Source organism: uncultured Amaricoccus sp. (assembly GCF_937858865.1).
Taxonomy (GTDB): Bacteria; Pseudomonadota; Alphaproteobacteria; order Rhodobacterales; family Rhodobacteraceae; genus Amaricoccus.
The window spans coordinates 1-6,593 of sequence record NZ_CALLYO010000564.1; the positions used below are offsets into that span (position 1 = coordinate 1).

Here is a 6,593-nt window from a genome sequence, read left to right on the forward strand (position 1 = left end):
GCCTGGCTGACGGCGCATGCGCTCGCCGACCGGCACGGCACCGCACCCGAAGCCCTCGTCCTCGCCGCGGTCCCGCCCCCGGGCACGCCCCCGGGCACGCCCCCGGGCACGCCCCCGGGCACGCCCGACGTCTTCGAGCCGGGCACCGGCAGCGACCGATACCCGATCTGCGCGGCCGGCATCGACATGCGCCACGTCGCCGACGACGAGGCCGCGCGGGCGCACCTCCTCGCGCGCGCCGCGGCGGACCGCGCGCTCATCGCCGGATGGTCGGCGCGCCCGGCCGCTCCGCTCGGCACCCGGATCGTCGCTCTGGCCGGCCGCGAGGACCCGACCGTCCCGGTCGCGCAGATGGCCGCCTGGGCGGCGCTGGCCGGCGGCGGCTTCGACCTCCGCGTCCTGCCGGGACCGCACCTCTTCCACCTGACCGACCCGGCCGCCACCGTCGCGGCCCTCTGCCGGACGACCGGCGCCGCGCCGCTGCGCTCGCACCTCGGCGCAAGGCCCGCGGCACGGGACCCCAGGCCGAAGGTCGGCGTCAGCCTCTTCTTCTTCTCCGCGGCCGGGCAGGCCGCCGACGCCGACCGCTACCGGCTCTTCGACAGCGCGGTGCAATACGCCGACCGCGCCGGCCTCGAGGCGGTCTGGATCCCCGAGCGGCATTTCCACCCCGTCGGCGGCCTCTTCCCGAACCCCTCGGTGCTCGCCGCCGGCGTGGCCGCCACCACCCGCCGGCTCCGCATCCGCTCGGGCAGCATCGTGCTGCCGCTGCACGACCCGATCCGGGTCGCCGAGGAATGGGCGGTGGTCGACAACCTCTCCGGCGGCCGCGTCGACCTCGGCGTCGTGCCCGGCTGGAACCCCAACGACTACGCGCTCGCCCCCGACGCCTACGGCGACCGCTGGGCCGAGGTCTTCCGGCGGCTCGACCTCGTCCGGCGCCTCTGGCGCGGCGAGGCGATCCCGCGCACCAACGGCCGCGGCGAGCCGGCCGAGATCCGCCTCTACCCCCGCCCGATCCAGCCCGAGCCCGGCCTCTGGATCGCCACCTCGGCGAACGACGCGAGCTTCGTGCGGGCGGGCGAGCTCGGCCTCAACGTCCTGACCGCGCTCCTCATCCAGACTGTGGAGGAATTCGCCGCCCGCGTCCGTCTCTACCGCGAGGCGCGCGAACGGGCCGGCCACGATCCGGAGGGCGGCGCGGTCACGCTCATGGTCCAGACCTGCGTCGGCGAGACCGACGAGGCGGCGCGCAGCATCGTCCGCGACCCGTTCGTCGGCTACATGCGCTCGGTGCAGAGCCTCTGGAAGCAGACCGTGGACGGCCTGCGCATCGACTCCGGCGCCAGCCAGGAGAGGCTCGAGGAGCTCATCTTCGAGCGGTACTTCCAGCGAAGCACGCTCTTCGGCTCGCTCGACACCTGCCTGCTGCGGGCGCGCGACTTCGTCCGGGCCGGGGCGACCGAGATCGCCTGCATGATCGACTTCGGCGTCCCGCAGCCGGAGAGCATGGCGAGCCTCGCCGGCATCGGCCGCCTCGCCGAGGCCCTCGCCGAGGGGGGCGAGCGGTGAGCGTCGACCGCCTCGCGGCGCTTTCTCCCGAGCAGAAGCAGGCGCTCCTGCGCGACCACCTGCGCCGCCGCGCGGCGGACGGCGCGGGGAAGCGCGCCCCCGACTTCACCCGCCAGAGCTACGACATGTTCATGCCCGGCGCCGACCCCGGGCTCGGCGAGATCCGGCGCTTCAACGCCTGGGTGGAAAGCAGCATCGCCGCCGGCCGCTACACCTTCGAGACCCCCCGCCGCGAGGCGCAGCGCCCCGAGAACGTCCTCGTGCGCGAGGATGGCGAGCGGCTGCCGGTCATCAACGTCGCGAGCTACAACTACCTCGGCCTCAGCTACCATCCCGAGGTGATCGCCGCCGCGAAGGCCGCGCTCGACCGCTACGGCCTCGGCGTCTCGAGCTCGCCCATCGCCGGCGGCACGATCCTGCTGCACGCCGAGCTCGAGCAGGCGCTCGTCGACTTCCTCGGGCTCCCTGGCCGCGGCGCCTCGCTCTTCACCACCGGCTACAACGTCAACACCGGCACCCTCTCGGCGATCATCAAGCCCGGCGGCCATGTCGTGCTCGACGCGGCGGCGCACATGTCGCTGGTCGAGGGCGCCCAGCTCACCCGCGGCGAGGTCCACACCTTCGCCCACAACGACCTCGGCGACCTCGAGCGCATCCTGCGCGGCATCACCCGCGACGGACCGAAGCGCATCCTCGTCTGCGCCGAAGGCGTCTACAGCTCCGACGGCGACTACGGCGATCTCGCTGGCATCGTCTCGGTCGCGCGGCGCCACGGCGCCATGGTCCTGGTCGACGAGGCGCATTCGGTCCTCGCCACCGGCCCCGGCGGGCGCGGCGTCGCCGCGCGGCAGGGCGTCCTCGGGGAGATCGACTTCTTCGTCGTCACCTTCTCCAAGGCGCTCGGCGCGCTCGGCGGCGCCGTGATCTGCCGGCGCGACATCGCCCGCTACATCAACTGGTACGCGCGCTGCCGGCTCTTCTCCTGCGGCCTCGACCCCGCCGTCACCGGCGGCGTGCTCCAGGCGCTCCGCCTGGGCGCCGCCGATCTGGGCGAGGCGCGCCGGGCGCGGCTGCGCGCCAACGCCGCGCGGCTGCGCGACCGGCTCGGCGGCCGGGTCCGGCTCATCGAGAGCGACAGCTGGATCGTCCCGGTCATCTACGGCTCCGACGAGCGGACCCTGCTCCTCACCGACCACATGCAGCGCGCCGGCCTCGAGACCAGCATCGTCCAGTATCCGGCCGTGCCCCGCCACCTGTCGCGGATGCGCCTCTTCGTCACCTCCGAGCACACGCCCGAGCAGATCGACCGCGCCGCCGCAATCATCGTCGAGGCAGCCCGGACCTTCGGCTTCGCCGGCCCGGACGGCACATCCGGCGAAGGTGGGTCCCTATGACCGCCGCCGCGACCGCGATACCGGGGGCCGGGCGCACGCCGTCCGCGGCCGCCCTCCTCCGCGACCTCTACCAGCCCCGCCCGGCCATCTACTGGACTGACCTTCTGCTCTCCGCCCTCCTCGGCTGGGGCGCCTTCGCCCTGTTCTGCCTGGCCGACTCCGTCCCGACCGGGGCCGCCTGGGCGGCGGTCTCGGTCCTCCTCCTCTACCGGGCACATCTCTTCGTCCACGAGCTCAGCCACGCGGCCCGGCGCATTCCGGGCTTCACCGCCGCCTGGAACCTGCTCGCCGGCTTTCCGCTCCTCGTGCCCTCGTCCTTCGCGGTCGGCGTGCACGCGCTGCACCACAACGCCCACGTCTTCGGGACGGCCGGCGATCCCGAATACCTGCCCTTCGCCCGCTCGCGCCTCCTCATCGTCCGCTTCCTCGCGCTGACGCTCATGTTCCCGATCCTGATGGCGGTGCGCTTCCTCCTGCTCGGCCCCGTGGCGCTCCTCGTCCCGCCGCTCCAGCGTCTCCTGGAACGCCATGCCACCTCGCTCGCGATGAACGCGGCCTTCGTCCGCAAGGTCACGCCCGAGGAGCATCGCACCATGGTCCGCGAGCAGGTCGGCATCCTCCTCTTCTGGACCCCGTGGCTCGTCCTGCTCCGGGCCGGCATCCTTCCCCCGCGCGTGATCCTCTGCTGGCTCGCGCTGGCGACGGCTATATCCCTCGTCAACGGCATCCGGGCGCTTGGCGCCCACCGCTACGAGGGCGCCGATCCCGAGTTCGACCGCGTCGGCCAGTTCGAGGATTCGATCGACACGCCGGGCGGCTGGTGGACCGGGCTCTGGGCTCCGGTCGGGCACCGCTACCACGCGCTGCACCATTTCGCCCCCGGCCTGCCCTACCACAATCTCGGCATTGCCTACCGCCGTCTCGGGGCGGCCGACACCTCCCCGCGGCTGCGCCACGACGTCGCGACGAGCCCGGGGCTCGCCGCCTCCCTCCGCCGCCTCTGGGGGCGCGCCGGGGAGCATGCGTGATGCGGCCGCCGGCCGATCGGCCCGCCGCGAAGGCCGTTAACGATGGTTTCGATCCGGTTACCGCGACATTGAATTATCCAGCAAAAACAATGCACCACCCCTCTGGGCACGCGTGCCCACCCCGTGCCCCCGCGACCGGGCCGACGACCGCCGTCGTCGTCTTCGACTTCGACGGCACGCTCACCGAGCGCGACACGATCCTGCCCTTCCTGCGCGCGGCCGCCGGGGATGGCCCCTTCCTGCGCGGCCTCCCCGCGCTCCTCCCCGCCCTGCTCACCCGCGGCCTCGGCCTCCTCGGAAGGACGGCCACCAAGGAGCGGCTCTTCGCCCGCTACCTCTCGGGGCGCCCGCTCGACGAGGTCCGCGCCGCCGGCCTCCGCTTCGCGCACGACCGCCTCCCGGGGATGCTCCGCCCCGCCGCCCTTCGCCGCCTCGAATGGCACCGGGCCGAGGGGCACCGCTGCCTCGTGGTCACCGCCTCGCCCGAGCTCTACGTCGCGCCCTGGGCCGCGGCCCGCGGGATCGAGGCGATCGGCAGCCGCCTCGCGGTCGACGCGGCCGGACGGCTGACCGGGCGCCACGACGGCCCCCCCTGCGAAGGCCCCGAGAAGCTCCGGCGCCTGCAGGCCCTCGTCGGCCCCGACGCCCGGATCCTGCACGCCTACGGCGACTCCTGCGGCGATGCCGCCCTGCTCCGCGCCGCCGAGCACGCCCACTGGCGCCAGTTCCCGGCAGCCGCGCCATGAAGCGGGTGGTCTCGGTCAGCCTCGGCTCGCCGGCCCGCGACCACGCCGTCACCCTCCGGCTGCGCGGCGAGGAGATCCGGGTCGAGCGCCGCGGCGTGAACGGCGACCTCGACGCCGCCGTCGCGCTCCTCCGCGCACTCGACGGCCGGGTCGACGCCATCGGCATCGGCGGCATCGAGTTCTACCTGCCGATCGGCCCGCGCCGCTACCACTGGCGCGACGCCAAGCGGCTGCGGCAGGCGATCCGCACCAGCAAGGTCGGCGACGGCAACGGCCTGCGCGCGCTCCTCGCCCGCCGGACCGTGTCCGCGCTCGAGCGACAGCTCCGGGCGGAGGGCCGGACCCTGGCCGGAATGCCCGCGCTCTCGACCACCGCGATCGCACGCTATGCCCTGGCCGAGGAACTGGTCCGCGCCGGCTGCCGCCTGACCTGCGGCGACTTCATGTTCGCCCTCGGCCTCCCCATCCCGCTCGACAGCCTCGGCAGCGTCCGCACGCTCGGCCGCATCCTGCTCCCCCTGGTCACGCAACTGCCCTACCGCTGGCTCTACACGCTCGGCGACGCCCAGCTCGCGCCCCCGGTCGAGAAATGGGCGAGTGCCTATGCCCGCGCCACGCTGATCGCCGGCGACTTCCTGCAGATCCGCGCGCACATGCCGCGCGACCTCCGCGGCAAGATCATCCTCACCAACACCACGACGCCGCGCGACGTCGACGACCTGCGCGCCCGCGGCGTCCGCCTGCTGGTCACCGAGACCCCCCGACTCGAGGGCCGCAGCTTCGGCGCCAACGTGATCGAGGCGCTGCTGCTCGCCCTGACCGACAAGCCGCCGGACCGGCTCGACCCGGCCGACCTCGATGCCCTCGCCGACGAGCTGGGCCTCCTGCCATCAGTCGAGATCCTGGCGCCCGCCGGCGACCGCGTGCCGGACAGAAAACCCGAGGCAGCCGCAGGCCTGCGGCGCACCGCGATCACTGGAGGAACGGGATGATGCGGACGAGACGACTTCTCTGCGCGAGCCTGCTGGCGCTGGCGATCGGGACGGGCGCGACAACGGCGGAAGAGCGAAGCATAGCCGGCAGCTTCGAGCTCGACGCCGTCGAGTTCTACAAGGTCCAGGTCGACGCCGACGACCCCTATCACCTTGCCGTCCTGACCCGGCAGGTCGGCAAGAACGAGAGCACCGGCCCGCACGCGTTCATGCCGGGCGCGGACGTGACGGTGACCAACGCCAGCGACGAGAAGGGAACCGCCTTCACCCAGCACGGCTACGCCGAGTTCCGGGACACCGATGGGGTCGCCCTCTTCGAGTTCACCGGCGAGGGGACGAGCCGCATCGACGGGGACCAGGTGACGTTCACCGGCAAGGGCACCTGGGAACTGACCAAGGCAACCGGCTCCTACGAAGGCAAGGCGGGATCCGGGACCCTGACCTTCAATGGCTCACCGGAGAACAGCGTCGTGCATTGGCAGGGATCGCTGCAATAGCCGCCCTTGCCACAGCAGGCTCAGATCATCCGCGCGTGGTCCCGCGAGGGGGCCGCGGTCAATCGATGATGTTGTAGCCGCCGTCGATATAAAGGACCTGGCCAGTCATCAGATGCGCAGCGTCGTGGGCGAGGAAGGCGCAGGCCATGCCGACGTCGTCGATGTCGACCAGCGCCCGCGCCGGCGACTTGACCTTGGCCTTCTCGAGCAGCTCGTCGAACTCTGGGATGCCCGAGGCGGCACGGGTGGCGAGGGGTCCGGGGGAGATCGCATGGACGCGGATACCCTTTGGCCCGAGCTCGGCGGCGAGGTAGCGGACGGCGGATTCGAGCGCGGCCTTGGCGACGCCCATGATGTTGTAGTT

The 6,593-nt window shown here is 73.2% G+C and carries 7 protein-coding genes; 6 read left to right on the forward strand and 1 reads right to left on the reverse strand.

The window, feature by feature from the left end; all coding sequences use genetic code 11:
• The 6 genes from Q0112_RS16685 to Q0112_RS16710 all read left to right on the forward strand — a co-directional run.
• A partial coding sequence (locus Q0112_RS16685; protein WP_297977114.1) for a MupA/Atu3671 family FMN-dependent luciferase-like monooxygenase occupies positions 1-1,572 on the forward strand: 1,572 nt, incomplete at its 5' end.
• Positions 1,569-2,966, forward strand: a complete 1,398-nt coding sequence (locus Q0112_RS16690; RefSeq protein WP_297977116.1) for a pyridoxal phosphate-dependent aminotransferase family protein — start codon at positions 1,569-1,571, stop codon at positions 2,964-2,966. The genes Q0112_RS16685 and Q0112_RS16690, both read left to right, overlap by 4 nt.
• Positions 2,963-3,994: a fatty acid desaturase gene (locus tag Q0112_RS16695; RefSeq protein ID WP_297977117.1), complete on the forward strand. Its 1,032-nt coding sequence runs from the start codon at positions 2,963-2,965 to the stop codon at positions 3,992-3,994. Before Q0112_RS16690 ends, Q0112_RS16695 begins: the two co-directional genes overlap by 4 nt.
• A gap of 89 nt (positions 3,995-4,083) precedes the next feature.
• Entirely contained in the window at positions 4,084-4,740 is a 657-nt protein-coding gene (locus tag Q0112_RS16700) for an HAD-IB family hydrolase (RefSeq protein WP_297977119.1), read from the forward strand.
• The gene (locus Q0112_RS16705) at positions 4,737-5,732 is read left to right on the forward strand and encodes a hypothetical protein (RefSeq protein ID WP_297977120.1); all 996 of its coding nucleotides are present in this window, start codon (positions 4,737-4,739) and stop codon (positions 5,730-5,732) included. Before Q0112_RS16700 ends, Q0112_RS16705 begins: the two co-directional genes overlap by 4 nt.
• Positions 5,729-6,229: a hypothetical protein gene (locus Q0112_RS16710; RefSeq protein ID WP_297977121.1), complete on the forward strand. Its 501-nt coding sequence runs from the start codon at positions 5,729-5,731 to the stop codon at positions 6,227-6,229. The genes Q0112_RS16705 and Q0112_RS16710 overlap by 4 nt, the downstream gene beginning before the upstream one ends.
• Positions 6,230-6,287: 58 nt before the next feature.
• Here Q0112_RS16710 and Q0112_RS16715 read toward each other — a convergent pair.
• A partial coding sequence (locus Q0112_RS16715; protein ID WP_297977122.1) for an SDR family oxidoreductase occupies positions 6,288-6,593 on the reverse strand: 306 nt, incomplete at its 5' end.

Bases quoted from the DNA above. Each gene is read 5' to 3' on its own strand.
- Q0112_RS16695 (WP_297977117.1), top strand. From the start codon at position 2,963: ATGACCGCCGCCGCGACCGCGATACCGGGGGCCGGGCGCACGCCGTCC.
- Q0112_RS16710 (WP_297977121.1), top strand. From the start codon at position 5,729: ATGATGCGGACGAGACGACTTCTCTGCGCGAGCCTGCTGGCGCTGGCG.
- Q0112_RS16705 (WP_297977120.1), top strand. From the start codon at position 4,737: ATGAAGCGGGTGGTCTCGGTCAGCCTCGGCTCGCCGGCCCGCGACCAC.
- Q0112_RS16700 (WP_297977119.1), top strand. From the start codon at position 4,084: ATGCACCACCCCTCTGGGCACGCGTGCCCACCCCGTGCCCCCGCGACC.